This is a genomic window from Microvirgula sp. AG722 (assembly GCF_003269145.1).
Lineage (GTDB): Bacteria > Pseudomonadota > Gammaproteobacteria > Burkholderiales > Aquaspirillaceae > Microvirgula > Microvirgula aerodenitrificans.
The window spans coordinates 249,355-270,439 of record NZ_QLTJ01000003.1 but is presented as its reverse complement, the minus strand read 5'-3'; the positions used below and the strand labels follow the sequence as shown (position 1 = coordinate 270,439).

The 21,085-nt window shown below is 64.9% G+C and carries 26 protein-coding genes and 1 pseudogene; 18 read left to right on the top strand and 9 right to left on the bottom strand.

Annotated features, from left to right (window positions below):
- The first annotated feature begins 45 nt into the window (after positions 1 to 45).
- From DFO50_RS07345 to DFO50_RS07265, 18 genes are all read left to right on the top strand, one after another.
- Positions 46 to 405, top strand: coding sequence for a gp436 family protein (locus tag DFO50_RS07345; protein WP_084299875.1), 360 nt, complete (start codon positions 46 to 48; stop codon positions 403 to 405).
- Positions 402 to 1,052, top strand: a complete 651-nt coding sequence (locus DFO50_RS07340) for a DUF1834 family protein (RefSeq protein ID WP_028498376.1) — start codon at positions 402 to 404, stop codon at positions 1,050 to 1,052. The genes DFO50_RS07345 and DFO50_RS07340 overlap by 4 nt, the downstream gene beginning before the upstream one ends.
- Before the next feature lie 76 nt (positions 1,053 to 1,128).
- Positions 1,129 to 2,550 carry a phage tail sheath C-terminal domain-containing protein gene (locus tag DFO50_RS07335; RefSeq protein ID WP_112692269.1) on the top strand — a complete coding sequence of 474 codons (1,422 nt, stop codon included), beginning with the start codon at positions 1,129 to 1,131 and terminating at the stop codon, positions 2,548 to 2,550.
- Between the two features lie 63 nt (positions 2,551 to 2,613).
- A complete protein-coding gene (locus DFO50_RS07330; RefSeq protein ID WP_028498374.1) occupies positions 2,614 to 2,988 on the top strand; it encodes a hypothetical protein in 375 nt (124 codons plus the stop codon).
- A complete protein-coding gene (locus DFO50_RS07325) occupies positions 2,985 to 3,464 on the top strand; it encodes a hypothetical protein (protein ID WP_146745026.1) in 480 nt (159 codons plus the stop codon). The genes DFO50_RS07330 and DFO50_RS07325 overlap by 4 nt, the downstream gene beginning before the upstream one ends.
- Positions 3,437 to 3,595 (top strand): hypothetical protein, encoded by a 159-nt coding sequence (locus tag DFO50_RS19130; protein ID WP_156952474.1) that lies wholly within the window; start codon positions 3,437 to 3,439, stop codon positions 3,593 to 3,595. Before DFO50_RS07325 ends, DFO50_RS19130 begins: the two co-directional genes overlap by 28 nt.
- 74 nt (positions 3,596 to 3,669) lie before the next feature.
- Positions 3,670 to 5,262, top strand: coding sequence for a hypothetical protein (locus tag DFO50_RS07315; RefSeq protein ID WP_146745025.1), 1,593 nt, complete (start codon positions 3,670 to 3,672; stop codon positions 5,260 to 5,262).
- Positions 5,262 to 6,542 (top strand): DNA circularization protein, encoded by a 1,281-nt coding sequence (locus DFO50_RS07310; protein ID WP_028498370.1) that lies wholly within the window; start codon positions 5,262 to 5,264, stop codon positions 6,540 to 6,542. The genes DFO50_RS07315 and DFO50_RS07310 overlap by 1 nt, the downstream gene beginning before the upstream one ends.
- Positions 6,526 to 7,599 carry a phage baseplate assembly protein gene (locus tag DFO50_RS07305; protein ID WP_036385268.1) on the top strand — a complete coding sequence of 358 codons (1,074 nt, stop codon included), beginning with the start codon at positions 6,526 to 6,528 and terminating at the stop codon, positions 7,597 to 7,599. The genes DFO50_RS07310 and DFO50_RS07305 overlap by 17 nt, the downstream gene beginning before the upstream one ends.
- Positions 7,600 to 7,611: 12 nt before the next feature.
- On the top strand, positions 7,612 to 8,238 hold the full coding sequence (locus tag DFO50_RS07300; protein ID WP_112692266.1) for a phage baseplate assembly protein V: 627 nt from the start codon (positions 7,612 to 7,614) through the stop codon (positions 8,236 to 8,238).
- Between the two features lie 125 nt (positions 8,239 to 8,363).
- Positions 8,364 to 8,723 carry a phage GP46 family protein gene (locus tag DFO50_RS07295; protein WP_107888604.1) on the top strand — a complete coding sequence of 120 codons (360 nt, stop codon included), beginning with the start codon at positions 8,364 to 8,366 and terminating at the stop codon, positions 8,721 to 8,723.
- On the top strand, positions 8,723 to 9,784 hold the full coding sequence (locus DFO50_RS07290; protein WP_107888603.1) for a baseplate J/gp47 family protein: 1,062 nt from the start codon (positions 8,723 to 8,725) through the stop codon (positions 9,782 to 9,784). The genes DFO50_RS07295 and DFO50_RS07290 overlap by 1 nt, the downstream gene beginning before the upstream one ends.
- Complete coding sequence (locus tag DFO50_RS07285) at positions 9,784 to 10,353, top strand: YmfQ family protein (RefSeq protein ID WP_028498366.1); 570 nt, start codon at positions 9,784 to 9,786, stop codon at positions 10,351 to 10,353. The genes DFO50_RS07290 and DFO50_RS07285 overlap by 1 nt, the downstream gene beginning before the upstream one ends.
- A 13-nt stretch (positions 10,354 to 10,366) precedes the next feature.
- Positions 10,367 to 11,563, top strand: a complete 1,197-nt coding sequence (locus DFO50_RS07280) for a phage tail protein (RefSeq protein WP_112692265.1) — start codon at positions 10,367 to 10,369, stop codon at positions 11,561 to 11,563.
- 9 nt (positions 11,564 to 11,572) lie between these two features.
- Positions 11,573 to 11,944, top strand: coding sequence for a tail fiber assembly protein (locus DFO50_RS07275; RefSeq protein WP_199489766.1), 372 nt, complete (start codon positions 11,573 to 11,575; stop codon positions 11,942 to 11,944).
- Between the two features lie 156 nt (positions 11,945 to 12,100).
- Positions 12,101 to 12,229: a hypothetical protein gene (locus tag DFO50_RS19780; protein WP_255420193.1), complete on the top strand. Its 129-nt coding sequence runs from the start codon at positions 12,101 to 12,103 to the stop codon at positions 12,227 to 12,229.
- A 13-nt stretch (positions 12,230 to 12,242) separates the two neighbouring features.
- Positions 12,243 to 13,433, top strand: coding sequence for a phage tail protein (locus DFO50_RS07270; protein ID WP_112692264.1), 1,191 nt, complete (start codon positions 12,243 to 12,245; stop codon positions 13,431 to 13,433).
- Between the two features lie 9 nt (positions 13,434 to 13,442).
- A complete protein-coding gene (locus DFO50_RS07265; RefSeq protein WP_112692263.1) occupies positions 13,443 to 13,814 on the top strand; it encodes a tail fiber assembly protein in 372 nt (123 codons plus the stop codon).
- Between the two features lie 43 nt (positions 13,815 to 13,857).
- On the opposite strand, the gene DFO50_RS07260 is transcribed toward DFO50_RS07265, so the two are convergent.
- From DFO50_RS07260 to DFO50_RS07225, 9 genes and pseudogenes are all read right to left on the bottom strand, one after another.
- On the bottom strand, positions 13,858 to 14,631 hold the full coding sequence (locus tag DFO50_RS07260; protein ID WP_112692262.1) for an ABC transporter permease: 774 nt from the start codon (positions 14,629 to 14,631) through the stop codon (positions 13,858 to 13,860).
- A 13-nt stretch (positions 14,632 to 14,644) separates the two neighbouring features.
- Entirely contained in the window at positions 14,645 to 15,316 is a 672-nt protein-coding gene (locus DFO50_RS07255; protein WP_112692261.1) for an energy-coupling factor ABC transporter permease, read from the bottom strand.
- Positions 15,317 to 15,387: 71 nt separating this feature from the next.
- Positions 15,388 to 15,798 carry a CZB domain-containing protein gene (locus tag DFO50_RS19975; RefSeq protein ID WP_233495217.1) on the bottom strand — a complete coding sequence of 137 codons (411 nt, stop codon included), beginning with the start codon at positions 15,796 to 15,798 and terminating at the stop codon, positions 15,388 to 15,390.
- A gap of 24 nt (positions 15,799 to 15,822) precedes the next feature.
- Positions 15,823 to 16,101, bottom strand: a pseudogene (locus DFO50_RS19970) (methyl-accepting chemotaxis protein); the annotation flags it as partial.
- A 577-nt stretch (positions 16,102 to 16,678) separates the two neighbouring features.
- Positions 16,679 to 18,232 (bottom strand): TadE/TadG family type IV pilus assembly protein, encoded by a 1,554-nt coding sequence (locus DFO50_RS07245; RefSeq protein ID WP_112692260.1) that lies wholly within the window; start codon positions 18,230 to 18,232, stop codon positions 16,679 to 16,681.
- Entirely contained in the window at positions 18,229 to 18,822 is a 594-nt protein-coding gene (locus tag DFO50_RS07240) for a TadE/TadG family type IV pilus assembly protein (protein ID WP_158537414.1), read from the bottom strand. Before DFO50_RS07240 ends, DFO50_RS07245 begins: the two co-directional genes overlap by 4 nt.
- Positions 18,819 to 19,364: a TadE/TadG family type IV pilus assembly protein gene (locus tag DFO50_RS07235; RefSeq protein WP_107888594.1), complete on the bottom strand. Its 546-nt coding sequence runs from the start codon at positions 19,362 to 19,364 to the stop codon at positions 18,819 to 18,821. The genes DFO50_RS07240 and DFO50_RS07235 overlap by 4 nt, the downstream gene beginning before the upstream one ends.
- Entirely contained in the window at positions 19,361 to 20,140 is a 780-nt protein-coding gene (locus DFO50_RS07230; protein ID WP_107888593.1) for a lipopolysaccharide assembly protein LapB, read from the bottom strand. Before DFO50_RS07230 ends, DFO50_RS07235 begins: the two co-directional genes overlap by 4 nt.
- Positions 20,140 to 21,084, bottom strand: a complete 945-nt coding sequence (locus tag DFO50_RS07225; RefSeq protein ID WP_107888592.1) for a type II secretion system F family protein — start codon at positions 21,082 to 21,084, stop codon at positions 20,140 to 20,142. Before DFO50_RS07225 ends, DFO50_RS07230 begins: the two co-directional genes overlap by 1 nt.
- Between the last annotated feature and the right edge of the window lies 1 nt (position 21,085).

The following is a 21,085-nucleotide window of genomic DNA, read 5'->3' as shown; positions in this document are numbered from 1 at the left end:
ACCCATCCCGGACCGGCGTACCGCGTCCGGCAAGGAGGCTTGAACGTGTACGCGACCCAAGACGACATGGTGCTGCGTTTCGGCGCAGCGGAAGTGATCGCGCTGACCGACCGCAACAACAGCGGTCGCATCGACGACGCCGTACTGGCCCGGGCGCTGGACAGCGCCAGCAGCGAAATCGACGGCTACCTGGCCGTGCGCTACCCGCTGCCGTTTGCCACCACGCCGAAGATCCTGACCGGCTATGCGTGCGATATCGCCCGCTACCGGCTGTGCGGCGCCGCCACCCAGACCAGCCTCGACATCCGCGAGCGCTTCCGCGACGCACAGCGTTTCCTCGAACTGGTCGCGGCCGGCACGCTGACGCTGGGCCGCCTGCCGGCCGGCGGGAGCACGCAGCCATGATCCTGATCCGGACCGAGAACGCCATCATCGAGCGACTGCGGCAGGGGCTGGGACAACTGGTGCGCGAGGTCGGCAGCTATGGCGGCGAACTGGACGAATCGCTGCCGGACGCAATCCGTCGCTTTCCGGCCGCGTGGGTGACCTTCGGCGGCATCAGCCAGACCGTAGCGCACGGCACCAGCCGGCAGAAATTCAGGGCGACCGGGCAGTTCGTGGTCATGGTCGCCGACCGCAGTGTGCGTGGCGAGGCCGCCGGCCGCCATGGCGGCGCCGGTCCGGGCGAAGTCGGCAGCTATCCGCTGGTCTACGCGGTGCGCCGGCTGCTGTCGGGCCAGGACCTTGGCCTGCCGATCGATGCGCTGCTGCCGGGCCGCGTGCGTTCGCTGTCCGGCGTGCAGACCAGCGCCCAGGCGCTGTCGGTATTCGCTTGCGATTTCCAGACCGCCTGGATCGAGGACGCGCTGCCGCGCGGCCACTGGCCTTCCCCGCAACACCCGGCCGAGCCGGACAGGATTTTTGCGCAATACGCCGGCCGGCTGGAACAGCCCGCCCCGGACTGGTTGCGTACCGGACTCGACTACCACCTGACCCCGGACGATGGCGTCGCCGACGCCCGGGATCTCATTTCCACCAGGAGCGAAGCATGAAAGCAGACGCCGCGTCCGGCTTCACCGGTCACACCCACGATTCGCACGTAGTGCAACAACAGAAAGGAGCCGCGTAATGGCCAGCCCGAACATCAGTTTCGACAGCATCCCGGCCAGCATCCGCAAACCGGGCAAGTATTTCGAGTTCAACACCAAACTGGCCGTGCGCACCCTGCCGGGCAACCTGCAGAAGGTACTGGCCATCGGCCAGCGCCTGGCCACCGGCACCCAGCCGGCGCTGGCACCGGTCGACGTGTTCAGTGACGAGCAGGCCGCACAGCTGTTCGGTCGCGGTTCCGCCGCCCACCTGATGGCGCGCGCCGCCATCACCGCCAATCCGTACCTGCAACTGACCGTGATCGCCGTCGACGACGCCGAAGCCGCCGTGGCTGCCACCGGCACCGTCACCGTGACCGGTCCGGCCACTGGCGCCGGCGTGGTCAGCCTGTCGGTCGGCGCGACCCGCATCGACGCCGCCATCGCCAGCGGCGACACCGCTGCCGCCATCGCCACCGCGCTCAAGGTTGCGCTGGACAAGAAGGCCGACCTGCCGCTGACCGCCACGGTCGAAGCCGGCGTGCTGACGCTGGCCGCCCGCCACAAGGGCAGCTTCGGCAACGGCATCGTGCTGAAGAGCGCGGTTACCGCCCCGGGCGTGTCCGCCACCGTGGAGGCGATGGCCCATGGCGCCGTCGATCCGGACCTGGCGCCGGCCCTGGCCGCCGTCGTGGCCGGCGGTCACAACCTGATCGTCAGCCCGCTGGCCGACAGCGTCAGCCTGGGTGCGATCCGCGCCCACCTGGAGTTCGTCTCCGGTCCGATGGAACAGCGCGGCGCGGTCGGCGTGTTCGGCCATGCCGGCAGCCTGGCCAGCGGCTCTACCCTGGCCGGCCTGATCAACAGCGGCCGCGTCACCGGTGCCTGGCACCGTGGCTCGGTGCGCCTGCCGGCTGAAATCGCCGCCGGCTACGCCGCCGTGCTCGCCTTCGAGGAAGACCCGGCCCGCCCGCTGAACACCCTGGAAATCAAGGGCCTGGACGTGACCGGCATCGACCAGTGGCCGAGTCGCACCGAACAGGAAAACGCGCTGTACCACGGCCTGACCCCGCTGGAAGTCGGCCCCGGCGACCGCGTGCAGATCGTGCGTGCCATCAGCACCTACACCCGCGACCCGCAAGGCGTCGACGACGTGGCGCTGCTCGACATCACCACCATCCGCACCCTGGACTACGTCCGCAAGGCCTGCCGTGAACGCATCAGCCTGCGCTTCCCGCGCGAAAAGCTCAGCGAGCGCACGCCGGACAAGGTCCGCTCCGAGCTGCTGGACGTGCTCTACAAGCTGGAAGAGCTGGAAATCGTCGAAGCGGTGGACGCCAACAAGGCCGGCCTGATCGTCGAGCGCGACAGCCAGGACGTGAACCGCCTCGACGCCAAGATCCCGGTCGACGTGGTCAACGGTCTGCACGTGTTCGCCGGTCGCATCGACCTGCTGCTGTAACCACCACCCGGGGGCGGCCACCCGGTCCGGAAAGACCGCCCCCAACCCATCAGGAGAATTCAAATGGCACTTCAGGAATACGCCGGCGCCATGGCGCTGGAAGTCGACGGCAAGGAAATCGAAGTCATCGACCTCAATGTCGTCACCAAGACCGGCCGCAAGCTGGTGAAAACCATGACCCGCAGCGGCCGTGCAAAGGGCTACTCGAAGGGCGTTGCCGAATATTCGCTCGACCTGACCGTGGCGATCCCGCTGTCCGGCGACCTCGACTGGGAAGCGATCGACAAGGCCAAGCTGACCATCTACCCGGCGACCGGCGACGGCCAGCGCGAAAGCTACCTCGACTGCTTCGTGATTGAAATCGGCAACAAGTTCACCGTCGACAGCGAAGGCCGTCGCACGCTGAAGCTGCAATCGCTGCGCCGGGTGATCGAATGACCATGACCCTGCTGGAAAAGCTCAAGCACGCCGGCGCTGCCCGCCACCCGGTTGCGCTCGGTGACGCCAGCCTGACGCTGCGCCTGCTGTCCGAAAAGGACTACGGCGCAGCCGGCCTGGCCGCTCACCTGGCGTTTGCCGATGTCGAGCTGACGCCGACCAGCGGCGAGCTGTACGAGCGGCATCTGGCCGACCTGCTGCTGGCGCAGGCCGTGCTCGACCCGGAGACCGGCAAGCCGGTGTTCGAGTCGGCCGACCAGCTGGCGGAAACGCTGACCCGCGAACAGAAGGTCTTCCTGCTCGACGAGTACCTGGGCTTCGAGCGCGATTACAGCCCGACGCGGATGAGCGACGACGCCTTTGACGCCTTGCTCGACGAGGTAAAAAAAACGCCACAGACAGCGCGTTTGAACGCTTCAAGTACCGCCACGCTGAAAAGGCTGGTGCGGTGTTTGGCAAGCCAGCTGTCGAACTGACCGAAGCCGAGTGGCTGTACCTGCTGGCGATGTCGCGGGCAGTCGCCGATGAGGACAACGGCGCCGGCGCCTCTGCTGCCGGTCGCCGCGTCACATCGCAACGCCGCCGGATTCCCGCCGAAGGCAAGTGACAGGGAATGGTCGCAACGGAAGGGCGCGGGTGAAAGCCCGCGCGCCTTTCCATTACCTACAGGTCAAGAATGCTATGAGTAAACAGTCATCCTCTTCGGCTGTAAAAGAGATTAATTCCGACAACGATCCGCAACTGGCCGCCATCCGGAAGTTCAATAATTCCCGCTGGGCCCCGAAAGTGCTCTCGGGGGCAATGACTGCCATTTCTGTGCCGGGGCAAATGATTGGGCTTGCCGAGAGCACAAAGGCGAACCGGGAGTACTGGGCGAGAGTCAAGGCCTTGCGGGCGGCCAATGCCTCGCTGGATGCCAGGGAAGCCGAGGCACTGGGCCAGTTTGTGGACTGGCTGTCTCCCGACGCCTATCAACCTTCCAAAGACATGCTGGGCGCGGCCGAAGTATTCAACAAAGCCAGGTACGCAGCAGCAGACAACAAAGAGAGTACGCGCCAAAGCGGGCGTGCCGCGACGGTCTATCAGGTCGCGCCGAGCGATGTGGCCGGCATGGATCTCGCACTGTCCCAACAGATGGGCATCGACCGTTCGCGGGTGGGTGCCGTGCACAACCTGCTTCAGGTCCACCGCAAGAGCAGGAACATCGATATCGGTCAACTTTCACGCGGGGATTCGACCCTGTGGCAGGAAGCTGCTGCCGTCGGTATCAATGGCGAGAAAGGGCTGAACCTGACCGCTTCGCTGCTGCCGGAACTGATGCGCTCGTCCGGCAAGAACGATCCGAAATGGGCGGCAGCGGAGGCTGCGCACGGGCTGAGAAATCTGGCTGATCCGACAGTGCTCAAGCAGATCGGCCAGGTTACCGGCATCAATACCCGCCGGTATGTGAAGGATGGCAAGTTCACCGGCGAGAATGGGGTGGACGGCATCCTTGGCCTTTCGGATGCGCTGGCGAAAAAAGGCCTGACAACCGAGGCATCGCTGAAAAAGGCCGGCATTACCAACCCCTCGCTGGTGCCAACACTGGTCGCGATGAGCAGTCGGACTGCGGCCATCCGTGCCCGGATGGATCAGGCATCCCAAAGCGCCGCAGCCAAGCCTCTCGAGGCCGAACTGGCGGCGTTCAAAAACTCGGATAACGGCAAGACCAGGATGCGTGAAGTCCAGGCCGAGCGGGACAAGCTTGCCCCTCCCGTCACGCTGGTGCGCGAGGGCTGGGACAAGCTCATGCCAATAAAAATGGACGATCCGTGGGCATTGTTCGGAGGCGCTGTGCTGACCGGGGCTGCCAGCGAGGCATTCAATATGGTTCCGATGCCATACAAGGCGGCGGCCGGGGGCGTCGCATGGGCCGCTGCGCTGGGCTACATCGCGTCCAAGGTCACCAAGGAAGATCACGAAAAAACGGCCAGGCGAATGGCTGTCACCCGCTTCGGCAAGGACATCAGTCCGCCGGTTTTCAAACCGCTCCCGATTTCCAGCCTGCAACAGGCCGTCCGCAAATTCGACCCGGCCCTGCAACGGCAGGCCGCAGGCCGCTTTGGTCTGGGCGAGACGCCGCGTTCACCCCGGCTCGATCGGGCAGCAAACAGTGCACAGAAAGCCGGCAACACCATGCAGAACATCAATATCAGCGTGAACCTCCATGGGCTGGCTGACAAGATCTTCTCCATCGTCACCGAAGCCAACACCCGCAACACAAGGAGACAATAATGGCCTGGGAATACACCCTGCTCGACGCGTCGTTCCGTGGCGTGCCCTTCGATTGCCTGGAAACCGAGGACAGCGCCAGCCGCGCCGTGGCCAGCCATGAATACCCGTACCTGGACGGTGCCGACGTCGAGGACCTCGGCCGCAAGGCGCGCACGGTCAAGATCACGGCCTTCTTCCATGGCGACAGCTATGAATCGCGGCTGCAGACCCTGCTGGCGGTGCTGGACCAGGGCGGGACCGGTGAACTGATCCACCCGGTGTTCGGCAGCATCAAGGACGCGCTGCCGACCGGCTACACCATCTCCCACAAAGGCGAAACGCCGGACTCGTGCACGGTGGTGCTGAACTTTACCGAGGCCACGCCGGGCAACCCGTTCTTCGTCCGCCAGCTGCCGCTGCAACTGGCCGACGTGATTTCCCTGCTGATGTCGGCTGCCTTCGGCAACGGCGCCGGAGCCTTCTCGTCGGTGTTCGACACACTGAAGGGAATCAAGAACAACCTGGCACGGCTGAACGCGCTGCGCAGTGTGCTGACCGGCACGCTGAGCAATATCCGCAGCCAGATCAGCGGCGTGATTGGCACTACCCTGGACATGATCGACTACCCGCGCGCCTTCGCCAGCGATGTGGTGGGCATGATGCGCGGCATGGCCGAGCAGTGCGGTTTCGGCAGCGGCGCGGTGCTGTCCGACTGGAAAAGCCTGGTGCGCCAGTTTGATGGCGTGGTCCAGTTGCCGGCCCGGGTCGCGGCCGGCACGGTGTCGACCACGGCCGGCAGCAGCGGCTCGGGTTCCGCTGCCGCGAATGCCGCCGTCCAGCCGGTTGGCGCCCATGCCGACGATGTCGCGCTGGTGACGGCCATGGTGCGGGTGGCGGCCTCGACCGCACTGGCCGAGACCGCCGGGCAGATTTTTGCGGCCGAAGCCGAACAGCCAACGCTGTCGCCGCAGGAGATCGAGCAGATCAGCAATGACGTGCGCGAATCGCTGCAGGCGAGCATCGATGCCTGGCGCGACCTGCTGCCGGTCGAGACCGCCCGCCCGGTGACCGAATCGCTGAAGGATGCCGCACTCGGCGTGCAGCGTGCGGCCGTGTCCGTGATCGACGTGCTGCCGCCGCTGGTGACACGCCGCGTCGAGGCGCCGGGCAACCTGCACCTGCTGGCCTTCCGCTGGTACGGCGACTACAGCCGCGCCGGCGAACTGGCCCGGCTGAATCCGACCCTGATCAACCCCAATGGCCTGCAGACCGGAGACACGCTGAATGCCTACGCCCGATAACACCGTATCGCTGCTGATCGGCGGCAAGGTCCACAGCCAGTGGAGCAGTTATGACCTGGACTCCAATCTGGAGACGATTGCCGATGCCTGGCATGTGACGCTGGGCCTGCCACGGGGCGAAGTGCCGGCCATTGTCGACATCGGCGCCACCATCCAGGTGCGCGTTGGTGCCGACACGGTGATGACCGGCTACATCGACGAGATCGAAGAGTCGATCGACAAGGGCGGCCACACGCTGATGCTGAGCGGTCGTGACCTCGGCGGCGTGCTGGTCGACTGCTCCGCACCGCTGCTGAACCGCAAGCAGATCACGCTGGCCGAGCTGATGGCCGATGTCGTCCGGCCGCTTGGTATCGACAAGATCCAGTTCGATCCGAAGTATGCGCGGCGGCTGGAGAAAGTCGACGTCGAACCCGGCTCGACCGCCTGGGACCTGCTGAAAAAGCTGGTCGAAGCCAACGGCCTGTGGGCGTGGTTCCAGCCGGATGGCACGCTGGTGATCGACGGCCCCGACTACAGCCAGCCACCGGTGGCCAGCCTGGTGATGCGCCGCGCCGGCCGTGGCAACAACCTGGTCAGCCTGAAACGCCGTCGCAACATGACCGGGCTGTATTCGAAGATCACCGTACTCGGTCAGTCGCAGGGCAATGCGCTCAACGCTGGCAAGCATGCCATCAAGGGAGTGGCGACCAACCCAGAGCTGAAACTGCAGCGTGAACTGATCCGGCCGAGAAACGACGTCGAGAACGACGTGCTGGCCGGACTGGCCGCCCGCAAGCTGATGGCGGATGCCCGGCGCGGCAGCTTTGCGCTGACCGCCGTGGTCAGTGGCCATCGCACCAGCGATGGCGTGCTGTGGGAACCGGGCCAGCGCATCCATGTGCTGTGTGAGCCGCACGACATCGACGGTGAGTATTTCCTGATGTCGCGCAAGTTCCAGGGTGGACGCGAGCAGCAGGCGACCACCACGCTGACCCTGGTCGAGGACGGCGTATGGGTCGTGGATGCCGATCCGGGCAAATGGACCCGCCGCGCCAGACGCGGCAGCAAGAAATGACAGGAGAACATGATGTGGAATGATGTGGACCAACGAATCCAGCGGGCAATGTCGGGCGTACGCCAGGCGTTTCGCGGCGTGCTGACGCGCGCCGACAGCGCATCGGCCACGCAACTGGTCCAGGCTGACGGCCTGGCCGGCGAGCGCTTGCAGGACAACGAACTGTTCCAGCACTACGGCTTTACCTCGAACCCGCTGCCGGGAACGATGGCGGTGGTGCTGCCGATTGGCGGACGAACCAGCCACGGCATCGTGATCGCCACCGAGCACGGCAGTTACCGGCTGAAGGCGCTCGAAGCCGGCGAAGTGGCGCTGTACACCGACGAGGGCGCGAAAATCGTGCTGAAGCGCGGGCGGGTGATCGAGACCGAGTGTGACGTGTTCCGCGTCAACTGCAAGCAGTGGGAGGTCAATGCCAGCGACAAGGCCGACTTCAACACGCCGATGCTGACTGCCAGCGCCCAGCTGACCGCCCAGGGCCAGTTCAGCGGCAATGGCGGCATGGCGCTGCAGGGCGGCAGCGGCGCGGCGATTACCGGCGGCCTGACCGCGACCGCCGACGTGGTGGCCGGCGGCAAGAGCCTGATGAGCCACACCCACCCGGGCGACTCCGGCGGCGTGACCGGCGCGCCGAACTAGGCTGTGCCATACCCGATGCAGAAAGGCAGCGCGATGCGCTGCCTTTCTGCATTTATGGCCGGCTGTCGCTGTGCACTGAAAGCACCCAACTGAGCGCCATCCGGGCCGCCCGGCACAATCGGTTCATGGACGCTCTTATCGACCCGCAAACCGGCGACTACGCCGGTACCCGCACCGACACCCTGGCCAACGCAGTCTACCTGCGGCTGATGACGCCGCTCGGCAGCTACTGGGCCGATCCGACGCTGGGCTCGCGCCTGCATGAACTGCAGCGCGAGAAGGATGTCAGCCGCGTTGCCGTACTGGCCTGCCAGTACAGCGAACAAGCGCTGGCCCCCCTGCTCAAGGACGGTCGCGCCACCCTGATCGACGTCACCACCTCGCGGCCCGACACGCCGTCGACCGGCTGGCTGGCGCTGCAGATCGGGGTGACGGACGCCAGCGGTCGTCTCCATCACTTCCAACATCCCGTGAAGGTGGCCTGATGCCGTTTACCGTACCCGCTTTCGCCAGCATTCGCGACGCCCTGCTGCGCGACATCAAGAACCAGCTGCCCGACGCCGACACCGGCGCCGACAGCGACTATTTCATCCGCGCCACCTCGGTGGCCAGCGCGGTCGAGGGGCTGTACCAGCACCAGACCTGGATCGTGCGCCAGATTTTTCCCGACACCGCCGACCGCGAGTACCTGGAACTGCACGCCCGCGTGCGCGGCCTGAGCCGCAAGCCGGCGGTGGCGGCACAGGGGGTGTTGCAGGTGACCGGCACGCCGGGTGCGGCACTGCCGGCCGGTCTGACCGCCCGGCTGGGCGAGCAGAGCTATGTCACCACCCGGGCGGCAGCGATTGACGCGGCCGGCAAGGCCAGCGTCGCCATTGCCGCCGCCAGCGCCGGTACCGTGGGCATTGTCGGCATCGACACGACCGTTGAGCTGACCGCGGCACCATCCGGCGTATCCAGCCAGGCTGTCCTGCATGACATGACCGGCGGCGTCGATGAAGAATCGGACAGCGAACTGCTGGCCCGCCTGCTGGAACTGATCCGTCGCCCGCCGGCCGGTGGCAACAAGTACGACTACCGGCGCTGGGCGATGGAAGTCGCCGGCGTCTCGGCGGCCTATGTGTACCCGCTGCGCCGTGGCCTCGGCACCGTTGACGTGGTCATCACCGCCGGCGGCGCACTGCCGTCCGATGCCACGCTGGCCGCCGTACAGGCGCATATCGACGACCTGCGGCCGGTTACCGCCCGCAACAGCCTGGTGCTGGCACCGACGCCGAAGACCATCGACATCGACATCCGGGTCTCCCTGTCCGGGCTGACCCTGCCCGCCGCCCAGGCCCAGATCCAGGCCGCGCTGGCCGGCTACTTCAACCAGCTTTCGCCCGGTGACAGCGTGATCCGCAGCCGCATCGAGGCGCTGGTCTCCGACCTGCCCGGCGTGGTCGACCGCGCCATCGTCCAGCCGACGGCCAATGTGGTGCCGCTGGTCGACGCCGGCAAGGTCGAGTGGGTTCGCCTCGGCAACGTCACGGTGGGGGCGCTGTAATGAGCGGACATCGCGAGCTACTGACCCTGCTGCTGCCTCCGGTCAGCTACGCCCCGGACGGCAGCGCGCTGCGTGCCGGCCTGCGGGCCGAGGGCGGCGCGCTCGACGCCACGCAGACCGGCGCCGGCCGGGTCCGGGGTGCGGTGACGCCGTTCTTCGCCGAACAACTGCTGCCGGACTGGGAGCGGGTGTGCGGCATCACCCCGTCGGTCGACATGCCCTACCAGCAGCGCCTGCAGAACGTGCTGGCCAAGCTGGCCGAAACCGGCGGACTCAGCATCCCGTACTTCATCCGCCTGGCGGCCGGCATGGGCTACCGCATCACCATCGCCGAACCCCAGCCGTTCCGCGCCGGCATCAACCGCGCCGGCGACCGGCTGTGGGCGGCCGACATCCACTGGGTATGGCAGGTGATCGTCCATGGCGGACAGCAACTCGTCTACCGCTTCCGCGCCGGCCAGTCCGCTGCCGGCGAACGCCTGACCGCGTTTGGCGACCCGGTCATCGAGGCGGTGATGAACGACCTGAAACCGGCGCACACCTTTGTGTACTTCGCATACCAATCCTGATTGAGAGGCTTCAATGCAACAGATCAATACGCCGGATGGCTTGTTCCATGACGGCGCCCCGTCCACCGGGGAACTGGGAACCATCGTCTCCGCCAGCTGGCTGAATAGCGTGGCGAATGAACTGGAAAACGTCGTTACCGGCCTCGGCGGCACGCTCGACCCGGCCCGCGACGACCAGATCAAGTCGCTGCTGACCGAGACGTTTGCCAGCAAGCACGACGCTGTCCTGACCGGCACGCCGGTCGCACCGACCGCGGCGGCCGGCACGGCAACCGACCAGCTCGCCACGACCGGCTTCGTCAGCAAGGCCATGAGCAAAAATACCGGCCTGCCGCTGCTGTTTCCGCTGTGGTGCCCGAACCGTGCTGCCATTCCGGCTGGCTACGCGCCGGCCGATGGCCAGGCGCTGTCGCGCAGTCTGTACCCGGATGCCTGGGCCGGCATCGCCGCCGGCAATGTGCCGGTCGCCACCGACGCCGCCTGGCTGGCCACGCCGACCGAGCGCGGCAAGTTCACGGCCGGGGATGGGGCGACCACGTTCCGGCTGCCGGACTACAACGGCAAGTCGGCGGGGAGTCTCGGGGCGGTGTTCATGCGCGGGGATGGGGCGCTGTCGGCTGGGGCGGATGGGGTGATTCAGCCGGACGAGCTGCGGTCGCATGTGCACACCATCCCGTATGGCAACCTGCAGTTCCCCATCAGTTCGTCATCCGGGACGTCACTGGCCTACGCTGGCGGAGGCCAAATGACCGGCACATCTTCCGTGGGCGGCGCCGAGACCCGCCCCCTCAACGTCACCGGCTGCTGGGTCATCCGCCTGTTCGGTGCGGCGGTCAATCCCGGTGCGGCCGATGCGGCGCAACTGGCGACCGAGGTCAGCAAGCTGCGGTCGGACAAGGTGCCGTTTGCGGCGTTCCTGGGAGCGAATCAGTCGCTGACCGTGAATGGCTATCAGCGATTGCCGGGGGGCATGATCATCCAGCTGGGGAAACTGACCACCACAGCCGGCGGTGTCGCCACCTGGACATACCCCATCTCGTACCCTGTCAGGGCACTGGGCGAAGTTCCCGGGTCTCCGAATGCCAAAGTTGTCATCCAGGGGGGCGCAGTGGATACCCCGTCGCAGCGTTCATTCAATCTGGTGGACTCCAATAGTGGTGCAGCAATAGGTGCCGGTGTCAGTTTCAATGTCATTTCTATCGGGATTTGAGGGATGAAAATGTTCTATTCAAAATCGAAGTGCGGTTTCTATAACCGGGAAATCCATGGTGACAATATTCCCGCTGATGCCATCGAAATCACCCACGACGAGCACGCCGCACTGCTCGCAGGCCAGTCCGCCGGCCAGCGCATCGAGGCCGACGAGCATGGTCATCCGGTACTGTGCGATGCGCCAGCCCCGGACGACGATGCCCTGGCTGACGCTGCCCGCGCCCGTCGCGATGCCCTGATCACCGCCACCGACTACCTGCTGATGCCGGACTACCCGATCAGCGCCGCGCAACTGGCCGAAGTCCGCGCCTATCGGCAGGCGCTGCGCGATCTGCCCTTGCAACCGGGGTTCCCGATACATATCGACTGGCCGCAGTGACAACCCTGGCGCCAGCAGGTGCCAAATTCATTACCTGCTGACATCTGGTGTGATTCTACTGATTAGCTACTGAACGGCTTCAGCTCCTGCCCCCTGTGCCCTTGCCCTGAAAATTCTGGCCATGGACACGTTGTCCATTTGACAGGAGGCAAGACCATGCAGGATGTGATGCACCCGATCGATACCCCGGAGCCGTATTTTGATGATGGCAAGCCGGTCATCAACAGCGTGATGGACGACCTCAAGCCGGCTTGCGCTGCTATGCGTATGGCCCATCAACACTGACCGGGAGACTGCGATGCAACAGATCGATACACCGGATGGCCTGTTTCATGACGGCTCGCCGTCCACCGGAGAACTGGGCACCATCGTTTCCGCTGACTGGCTGAACAGCGTGGCCAGGGAACTGGAAAATGTCGTGACCGGTCTTGGCGGCAGCCTGGACCCGGCTCGAAATGACCAGATCAAGTCGTTGCTGGTTGAGAAGCTGGCCAGCAAACACAATGCCGTGCTGACCGGCACCCCGGTCGCACCGACTGCGGAAGTCGGGACGGCAACTGACCAGCTCGCCACGACCGGTTTCGTCAGCAAGGCCATCGGCAAGAATACCGGCCTGCCGCTGCTGTTCCCGCTGTGGTGCCCGAACCGTGCAGCGATTCCGGCCGGCTATGCACCGGCAGATGGACAGGCGCTGTCGCGCAGCCTGTACCCGGAAGCCTGGGCCGGCATCGCTGCCGGCAATGTGCCGGTTGCAACCGATGCTGCCTGGCTGGCCACGCCGACCGAGCGCGGCAAGTTCACGGCCGGGGATGGGTCGACCACATTCAGGCTGCCGGACTACAACGGCAAGTCGGCGGGGAGTTTCGGTGCGGTGTTCATGCGTGGGGATGGGATGTTGTCGGCGGGGGCTGATGGGGTGATTCAGCCAGATGAAATCCGGAGCCATGTTCATCCATTGTCTGGGCGTACTTATTCCGCACTGTCGACCGGCATCTCGAACGGTGGCGCAGGTAGTGGTGTTAATGGGTATCTGGTCACGGTCGCAGGGGAATCGACCGCACTACCTGCCGGTGGCGTCGAGACCCGCCCGCTCAATATCACCGGCTGCTGGGTCATCCGCCTGTTTGGCGCGGTGGTCAATCCCGGTGCGGCCGATGCGGCGCAACTGGCGACCGAGGTCAGTAAGCTGGGGTCGGACAAAGTGCCGTTCATGGCTTTTCTGGGGGCGAACCAGTCACTGGCCACAAGTGGCTATCAGCGGCTGCCAGGCGGGTTGATCTTGCAGTGGGGGATGTACTCGATTGCATCGGCGACGAATGTTGCAATTACATACCCAATGGCATTTCCGACGGGAACACTGGTTGCCGGGGCATTCCTTCCAAGCTTTGCTATTCCTGTGTCGACGCAGGCGTGGACGGCTTCCGGACTATCGGTTTATGCAGGATCGAACGTAACCACTAACGGCGTCTGGTTTGCGCTGGGGAAATAAGGGATACCAATGTTTTATTCAAAATCGACTAGTGGTTTTTATTCCGCCGAAATCCATGGCGACGCCATCCCTGCCGATGCCGTCGAAATCACCATCGACGAGCACACCACGCTGCTCGCCGGCCAGTCCGCCGGCCAGCGCATCAAAGCGGACGAATACGGCCACCCGGTGTTGTGCGATGCGCAACCCCCGAGCGACGATGCCCTGGCTGATACCGCTCGCGCCCGTCGCGATGCCCTTATCACCGCCACCGACTACCTGCTGATGCCGGACTACCCGATCAGCGCCGGGCAACTGGCCGAAGTCCGCGCTTACCGGCAGGCACTCCGCGACCTACCACTGCAACCGGGGTTCCCGCAGCATATCGACTGGCCGCAGTGACAACGTAAGCGCTAGTGAATGCCAGATCCGCCGCCTGCTGACATCAGCGTCCCAGACGGCGGCGGATCAGCACCACGGCCAGCCAGTACGAGGCAGCCGCATAAACAACCATGATCAGCACCGGCTGCAGCACCGACACCGGCCAGCCGCCATTGACCACCGGCCGGACCAGATTGATGGCCTGGGTCAGCGGCAGGGCGCCGGCGACGGTCTGCAACCAGCCGGGCAACTGGGCGACCGGGTAGAACACGCCGGACAGCAGCACCATCGGGCTGATGACCAGGGTGAAGTAGTACATGAAGAAATCGTAGCTCGGCGACAGCGCGGTCATTACCAGCCCCATGGCGGAGAAGGTCAGGCCGGCCAGCAGCACGACCAGCATCAGCCATGGCGCGTCGGCAAGGCGCGTCAGGCCCAGTCCCCACATGACCAGAAAGATCGCCAGTCCGGACAGTACGCTCTTGCTGGCTGCCCACAGCCATTCGGCCAGCACCACGTCGTCGATGTCGATCGGCGCGTTGATGATGGCCAGCCAGGATTTCTGCACGTGCATGCGCGAGAACGCCGAGTACAGCGCCTCGAAGGTGGCGCTGTTCATGGTCGAATAGCACAGCGTGCCGGCAGCGAGAAACTGCAGGTACGGCACGCCGTCGACCTGTGGCAGCAGGCTGCCGATGCCGAAACCGAGGCCGAGCATATACAGCATCGGATCGGCAAGGTTGCCGAGTACCGACGGCACGGCCAGTTTTTTCCACACCAGGAAATTGCGCTGCCAGACCGGCCAGAAGCGCAGGCTGAAACTCGGCAAGGCGGTCATGTGGACTCCGGCATCAAAGAGGGGGTTTGTTGTACAGGTAGCGGCGGTCGTCGAAAGTGGCGACCCAGTGCGGCTTGTAGACGACGAAGATCGACATCATCAGGCCAGTGGTGAACGCCTCGGACCAGGACAGCAGAAAATAGAACGGCAGCACGTCGTACAGCAGTTCGTCGGCCGGATAGGTGCCGGCCAGGCCCAGCGTGGCGACCAGCAGCAGTGCGCTGGCAAAGAAGCTGGCCCCGCCGATCAGAAAGGCGTTGAGAAACAGATAAATGAAATAATTGGCCGGCAGGAAGCGCTGCGCCAGCCGCAGGGCCACGCCGGTGATCGTGACCGGGCAGGCGACGCAGATCAGGAAAATCAGCCCCAGCGACCCCCAGTCCAGCGTGCCCCAGGCGGCCAGGGCAAGCAGCACGGTGGCCATGCCGATCATGGCCATCCACGGGCCGGCCAGCAGGGTGAATGCGGTGCTGCCGAGCAGATGGAACGACAGCCCCGGCTTGAAGCCGCCACTCAGTTGCCAGAACAGGATGATGACGACGCAGGCGCCCATCCATGCATTCAGCGCCACCGGGTCCAGTTTGCGCCAGCGCACCCGGGTCGCCGCCAGACCGAGCACGGCCAGCGCGCCGGCACCGGCGGTCAGCAGGATCGGGGGGGAGAAGAAGTCGGCGGGCAGGTTCATGCGGCGGCTGGAGCGGGGCAGGGGATAAAGTCATCATATCACCTGTCCCGCATCCGGCCCGCCGCACGGGGTTACTTGCCGGTCGCGGCCTGCAGCCGGGTCTGCATGCAACTGGCCTCGGCCAGTTGCGCCAGCAGCTCGGTCACGTGGTTGGACGCGTCTTCCATCGCGGCCAGTGCGTCCGCCGCGTGCTTGAAATCGCCGGCGTTCAGCGCTGCAACCGCATTGCGGCCATATTCGTGCACCTGCTGGTGCGGCGTTTCCAGACGGTGGAACACGGCGCTGTCACCGCATTGCTGCGCGCCGCGACCGTCGTAGTACCACTTGCCCATCCGGCAGTGCTGATGGCTGCAGATATCGTGCTCGTCCAGTTTGACCAGGCCGAGGAAGGCCTTGTAGATACTGAGCTTGAAGGCAAAGTGGTCGAGACGCACGATATCGAGGAAGCTGGCATGCGCCGCTTCGGCAATGGCGCCGGCCATCTTGCCGCTGTGGCGAACCAGCACGTTGACGGTATGCGTGGTTTCCAGGCTGGTGGCGTGATAGGCGCGGGCCTGCTCGGCCGTGCTTTCCACCTGGTGGCGTGCGTCCTGGGTACCGGTGACGATGGTGTTGACCAGGGTGGCAATCTCGCTGGTCGCCTGGCTGGTGCGTTCGGCCAGCTTGCGGACCTCATCGGCCACCACGGCAAAACCGCGTCCCTGCTCGCCGGCACGCGCAGCCTCGATCGCTGCGTTCAGCGCCAGCAGATTGGTCTGGTCGGCAATGTCGTGGATCAGTTGCACGAAGCGGCCGATATTGCCCGAGTGTTCGGACAGGGTATCAATGCGGGTTGCGGTCTCGGACTGGGCGCTGACCATGTGGTCAAAGCTGTCGGAAATACCGCTCAGCGCAGTTTCGCTGCTGCTCAGCGTCTGCGTGGCTTCACAGGCGGTATCGAATTCGTGGTCGAGCTGTCCGGCCAGTTCGGCGAACGAGGCGCGGATGGCCTCGACGCTGTCACAGCAGCGACCGAGGGCGGCGTTGTAAGCCCCCTGACGGGCCAGCCGGCGTTCGTGTTCGTCCAGTTGCAGCCGGGCATCGGCCAGTTCGGCGCGCGCCTGGACCAGGTCCTCCTCCAGCTCGGCGGCGCGTTGTGTCAATTGCTCATTGCGCTCGGTCAGCGCGGCGCGTTCTCGTCGTCCAGTAAAAATCATGATTATTATGGTTTTCCGTCTGTCCCGGCCCGGGCTGGGGTCTGTATGAAGTAAGGCGGCTCGTCTTGCGCGGGCCGTTCCGGCCACGCAAGCGAGTCTAATACCTTGTCATTTCAGCGCGGACTTGATCTTGATCAAGATCAAGTTAATGACATTGGGGTTGTGCCTACTTCACCAGACGCAGTTCGCTCAGCTGGCCGGCGATGCTCTTGAAAATGGTCTGCAGGTCGGCACTGCTGGGCGCGTGGTAATAGGCTTCGCTGGCACAACTGCGCATGGCGCTCTGGGTGACCGGATTGTTGGCGCCACTACTGAAAGTGATGGTCCAGATCTTGATGCCGTCTGCCTTGGCCGCCGAGCAGGTTGCCAGCAGCAGTCGGTTGAGTGTGGCAAGGGAGGTCGCATCATTGGCGTTCTGCTGTGCCGAGTTGGCGTTGTCATTGGCGTACTTGTAAAGCAGGCCATACGGCGGCAGGCTGGCACTGCCTTCATCTGCTTCGAAAGCCGAGAGCTGGCTGTAGGTGCCTGTATAACCGTTCCAGGTTGACGTCAGTTTGCTGGGGTCCGGCATGCCAAACTGGGTGTAGCGGGCATTGGCCCGGGTATGCATGCCTCCGTTTTCGCCATCGGTCATGATGATCATGGCCTTGGTCAGAAAGCTGCTTCTGTCCTGGGGCAGGGTGGGGCTGCCCCAGCCATTGGCCCCCCGCCAGTCCGGTGACAGCATGCGCCAGCCCCACATCGTACCGGCAGGGATGACCGTGCCTCCATCGGGCGTCATGGCACTGATGCCTTTCTTGATGGTGGCTTTATTGCTGGTCAGAAAAGTGGTTGGTGTCTGAATGCAGCCATTCGTGCTGAGCGTGTAAAGCGAGGAGTTGTAGGGATTTCTGGTCATCCTGGCATAGGCGGCAAAAGGACGGCTTGCCGGATTCTGGGCCTTGGGCGGTGTGGGCAGATAGCCGCCTGCCTCACGCGGGTCGACCAGGCATCCATCCCAGCTGGAGGACGTCAGTGGAGACGTTGAGCCATTCTTCAGCAGACGTGTCATCTTGTTGCCGTTCATGTCCCGGGGATTGACGGTCGTGGCGAACGGAACCAGCCCGATGCTGAAGCTCGAGTTCGGGATGTTTTCACTGAACAGCGTATCGACCAGCGTGTTGGCGGCGCTTTTCAGTGCATCCAGCCGGCTCGGTTTGCTGGGCCAGTCGTTGTTGTCGCCCCAGTCCATTGACCCGGTATTGTCCAGCACCATCACCAGCTCCAGATCGCTGCGGCTGCGTCGCATGGCGGTATTGCCGGCCGCCAGCGGCAGGGTCTTGGTAGTCAGGAAACCGGCAACCAGTAGTGGCAGCTCTGCGGTGGCGCGCATGCCGATCTGCTGGCCGGTGCGCGCGTCGCCGCTGACGGTGATCTCGACCTTGTCGATGTCGTAATTGCTGCCCAGGTAGCCATTGGGCATGTTGGCGCTCAGATAGCCGATGGCATCCTGCCGCCAGGCCTGCTGCGAGGACTGGCTCGGGGAATCGCCAAGATTGCCGAGGTTGCGGCCTGCCGCCAGCACGGCCGCGTCCAGCGCGCTCTGCAGCCGGGATTGCACCAGGTTGTAGCGCATGATGTCGATGGCGGCGAGCAGGCTCAGCATGATTGACGTCATGCTGAACAGGAACATGAGAGTGACCGAACCGCGCTGACGGCGGACAGAGGACGTAGGGGTCATTTCTGCAGGGTGTCCAGATTCTGGAAGCGGGGGCGGAAGTAGACGCGGCGATACAGTTCCGTACTTGGCAACTGGTCCCTGGGCAGAAACAGCGCGAGTGCCTCGAACGGTGTAAACGTGTACATCACCTCGACCACCACGGTGTTGTCGCCGGCGTAGAATGGAAAGCCCGGCGGCAGGGGTTGTGCCGCATTCAGCTGCGAGACGGCGCCGGATTTCCAGCCCTGGCTCCCTGCGGCCTGTCGCTGCCAGGCTGTCTTGGGCCTGGCCCCGCCGGCATCGTTGACCACGGTAATGACCACCATGCCATTGGCTTTCATGTCCAGTGGCTCTGCGCTGACGGCGGCAGCTTCCCAGTAGACACCGATATTGCCGCTGTCATTCGGCGAATCGTTGTCGCGCAGGCTGGAGCGCTGCGCGACCATGTCGCCGATCGAGAACGCCGTGCGCTCGACGACGCTGAGCGTGCGCAGGTACTGATGGACTTCAAAGAACCCCAGCAGCAGACTGATGAACAGTGGCGCCAGCAGCGTCAGTTCCAGCGCCGCTGTCCCGCGGGTATCGCGCCAGAAATGGGTCAGTGGTTTCATGTTTCGTTCTGTATCACGATGCGGCGTTCGAAATGGTACAGGTCCCGGCCAAGCAGACCGAGAATGCCGGTAAAGGATGGCCGGTCGAACCAGACCCGGTACGACACGATATCGCCGCGCCCGCCCGCACCGCTGCCGCCCATGTCCGCGTCCCATGTTTCATTGTGATTGATATCGGTGAACGGGCCCGTGCAGGTACCGGTTTTCTTGTACGAATCGTCGCCGCACGGTTCCGGCTGGCCGACATTGGCGAACGATTTGTAGGTTCGGGTCTCGATGTGCAATACATTGTCTTTGCCGACCCAGTTGCCGACGCCGTTCTGGATGATCTCGCGGATCGCGTCGTCACGTGACTTGCCGCTCGGCTCAGTGGTAGTCAGGCCGAGCCGCGAGGCGGCACGGACGCTTTGTTCGAGAAAGCCATCGGTCAGCATGGCGATGGCCACGTCGATCGTACCGACGATCAGGATCAGCACCAGGGGCATGACCAGCGCGAACTCGAGCGCTGAGGCGCCGCTGTCGTCGCGCCAGCGCCGGATCACGAGCCTTTGCCCTGCTGGCCGAGCCGGGCTCGCACGGCACGATAGAAGCGCAGATTGTCCTGTACCTGGCTGTCTGGCAGGTCGATCTGCAGGATGCGTTCTGCCGCATCGGCATTGCCGAGCATGCCGTAGGCCAGCGCCAGGTTCTGCCGGCCCTGGGGCGGAGCGGACGGGACATTGGCCAAGTCGAGCAGCATGTTGGCACCGGCGCGCGGCTGGTGCGACAGGATCAGCGACAGGCCGAGATTGTTGCGCAGGGCCATGTCGGCCGGATGGACGGCCAGGCCGGCGCGATAGGTCGCCTGTGCCTGGGCGTGATCGCCTTTCAGGTCATAGGCGACGCCGAGGCCGGCCAGTGCCTGGGCATCGTCGGGGCGCTGGGCCAGCAGCGCCTGATAGCGGGGGATGGCAGCGTCCGGCTGGCGCTGGCGCAGGTCGATGCGGGCCAGACCGAGGGCGGCTGCGCGCGCTTCGGCACCATGGGGCGGCAGGGCGGCATAGGCCTGGCGCGCCTGCTCCAGCTCATTGGCCAGGAACAGGCTGTCGGCCAGGCCAAGCCGGGCCGGGGCCGAGTCCGGTGTTCCCGCCAGCACTTTGCCGAACAGCGTTGCCGCCATGCTGGTGTCACCGCTTTCGAGTGCACTGCGCGCCAGGCGCAGGTCGGCATCCGGCGACGACAGATTGGTTGCCGCCGTGCGCGAGGGAGCTGCATAGGTGCCACAAGCGGACAGTGCGGTGGCAAGCAGCAACGGGAACAGCAGGGATGCGCGGGACATTAGCGGCCTCCAAAAGCGGACATCAGGTTCAGCGCGGCCGGGCCGCCGGCGATCAGCACCACGGTCGGCAGGATGAACAGAATCATGGGTACGGTGATCTTGGTGGCCAGTTTGGCCGCCTTTTCTTCCAGCGCCAGCATGCGGGTGTTGCGTTCGGTGCGGGCCAGCATGCGCAGCGACTGGGTAATCGGCGTGCCGTACTGCTGGGCCTGGATCAGCGTCGCCACCAGACTGCGCACCGAGGGCGTGCCGACCCGGTCGGCGAGATTGCGCAGCGCGGCATTGCTGTCGCCGCTGAGCTGCAATTCGCCGGTGGTCACATTGAGTTCATCGGCCAGCGCCGGGCACACCCGTTCCAGCTCGCGTGCGCTGCGGCCCATGCTGGCGGCCAGGCTGTAACCGGCATTGGTGCAGATCACCAGCAGGTCGAGCGCATTCGGCAGTGCAGATTCGATCTGCCGCTGCCGGTTCTTTACCCGGTGCTTCAGTGCGTACTCGGGCAGGATCAGTCCGATGACAAAGGCGCCGATGCCGGCCAGTGCGCGCATCGACAGCGTGGTACCCAGCAGGTCCGGTGCGGTCGCCTGCAGCAGCAGAACCAGAGCCACGCCGCAGCCGAGTTTGGCGCTGGCGAGGATGGACAGCGCCAGCGGGCTGCGCAGCCCGGCCTGGCGCAGCACGGTGGCCAGCCGGGTGCGCTGCATTGCATCGAACAGCGGCAACCGGTCACCAAAGCGGGCCAGCCGGCGCAGCAGTCGTTTCAGTGGCGGCATATTGGCATTCGCACTGCTGCTGCCGGCTCCGGGGCGGGCCTCGGTCAGGGTGCGCAGGCGGGTGGACACGCGGTTGCCAACGCCGGAGCGTGCGCCAAGATAGAACAGCACGGCCGTGCAGATGACCACGAACAGGAACAGGTCGATCAGGGTATCAGTACTGATGTCCATT